Genomic DNA, 2,158 nt, shown 5'->3' on the forward strand with positions numbered 1-2,158 from the left:
AACCGCCAAGAACGTGAGAATGCAGAACTTCTCAAAGGCGAACGTCGTGTGGTTCAAGCCGGAGTTGCCGGTCAAATTCGCCACTTTATCGAGGTGGATATCCAAGGCAACCGCACTCTGAAATGGACAGAAGTTCTTCAAGAAGCTCTACCAGAAATCACGGAAGTCGGTACAAAAGTAGAACAAACTACCTCAAGGACAGACAATTCAACTGTAGCAGAGCCAGCTAAAGTTGAGGAAGTCGGTAAACAACTTCCAAATACAGGTACAGAAGCAGATGCTGGTATAGTAGCTCTCGGACTCCTCGGAGTGATGAGTGGCTATGGCTTGCTTTCTAGCAAGAAAAAAGAAGACTAGTCCTCCTTTGTGTCTAGTATCCTTTGAAAAAATTGAAGAGGTTGAGCAAAAACTCAATTTTATCAGAAAATGAAGAAAATAAAGCGCATAGTATCAAGGTTTTACAACACCTGATAGTATGCGTTTTTCTGATTTTAAAGACTTTTTGCCCAGCCTCTTTTCGTATATACAAAGTGATAAACAGTAAATTTCTAATAAGGAAATCTAAAACGATGTTAATCTAGTACTGCTTTTAAAGAGCTCTATCCATAGAGAAGAATGTATCTGTATTTTAAAAGCCACTCAAGAATAGAGTGGCTAACATTTTACGGTTGTGCTGGCTGAGGATTTGGGTTTTGTTGACCAGGATTGGTATTTGGCTGTTGTGTATTAGTATCACTTGTGCCAGCATTTGGAGTTGTTGTACTTGCCTGTGAGCTCGAACTCTCAGATGTTGAACTCGAACTTTCAGATGTTGAGCTTTGCTGAGGAGCAGGATTGGTCCACGTAGGACGAGCTCCATTTTTAAAGACAAAGTCTCCGCTTCTATAGAGGCCCTCAGGCATTGTCCAGTCACCAGGATGATCATCTTCAGATAGATAAGTCATCATCGAACGGTAAACCTTAGCAGCAACATAGAAGCCATCACCAACAATAGGAGTCAGGCGGTTCGAGTAACCAGTCCAAACGGCCATTGAATATTTACGGGTATAGCCAACGAACAATTCGTCAGGAGCTACATAACCAGTGTTCTTGACGTAGTTTTCAATCTCATCATCCGTGTAGTTTGATGTACCAGTTTTACCGGCTTGAGGTAGCCAAGGGAGATAAGCGCCACGACCCGTTCCATATGCCAGGACAGTTTTCATCATATCCGTCATCATATAGGCTGTTGTCTCTTTCATGGCACGAGTACCAGGATCAGAGAATTCTTTTGAACTGCCATCACTGAAGACAATTTTGTTGATATACATCGGCTTGCGGTAGATACCACCGTTAGCAAAAGCTGCATAAGCAGCAGCCATCTTTTCGCTACTTGCTCCATACTTTTTATTAGATTCAGTTGTATTACTTGAAATGGCATTTGCATAGTGCATATCTGGATAGTCAATACCAAGTCCATTTAGGAAGGTTTTGGCTCTGTCTAAACCAACTTTATTCAAGGTTTCTACGGCTGTAACGTTTCGTGATTGTTGGAGCGCATATTGGATGGTAATATTTCCAAAGTAACTTCTATCCCAGTTGTAGACGGGAGTGTCTGTTCCAGGATAATTGTAAGGAACATCGTGAACAATTGAAGCAGTTGAATCGTAGATATCATACTCCAAGGCAGGAGCATAGTCTGTGATTGGTTTCATGGTAGAACCCCAGTCACGATTGGTTTCAACAGCTTGATTGATTCCAAAAGAAACATTGCTTGATTGGTGACGAGAACCTAACTGAGCAATGACTTTCCCGTTTGTCACATCCACAATCGTTGAAGCTACTTGCATTTCATCGTCAGGATAGTTGACATACTCGTCGGTATTGTAGATATCCCAGAGATGTTGTTGAACTTTAGGATCAACGTTGGTGTAGACATCCATACCAGTCGTTAAGAGATTGTAGCCTGTTTCTTGTTCAACTTGGTCAATCACCTCTTTGAGATAATTATCCATGTGTGGAGGATAACTATTAGCCGATTTTAGACTTTGAAGTCCGTCCGTAATTGGAGTATTGATTGCTTTTTCATATTGCTCAGCTGAAATGTAACCTTGTCCCTTCATCTCAGAGAGGACGAGATTGCGTCGTTCTTGAGCCGCTTCTGGATGTGAGTATGGAT

At 41.8% G+C, this 2,158-nt stretch carries 2 protein-coding genes; one reads left to right on the top strand and one right to left on the bottom strand.

From position 1 onward, the window contains the following. Positions 1-357, top strand: a 357-nt coding sequence (locus SORDD24_RS04725) for an LPXTG cell wall anchor domain-containing protein (RefSeq protein WP_155720129.1), incomplete at its 5' end; no start/stop codon positions are given. A 305-nt stretch (positions 358-662) separates the two neighbouring features. On the opposite strand, the gene SORDD24_RS04730 is transcribed toward SORDD24_RS04725, so the two are convergent. Continuing rightward, on the bottom strand, positions 663-2,158 hold a 1,496-nt coding region (locus SORDD24_RS04730; protein WP_061408071.1), incomplete at its 5' end, for a penicillin-binding transpeptidase domain-containing protein.

The sequence above is a fragment of the Streptococcus oralis genome, from assembly GCF_001579175.1.
GTDB lineage: Bacteria > Bacillota > Bacilli > Lactobacillales > Streptococcaceae > Streptococcus > Streptococcus oralis_O.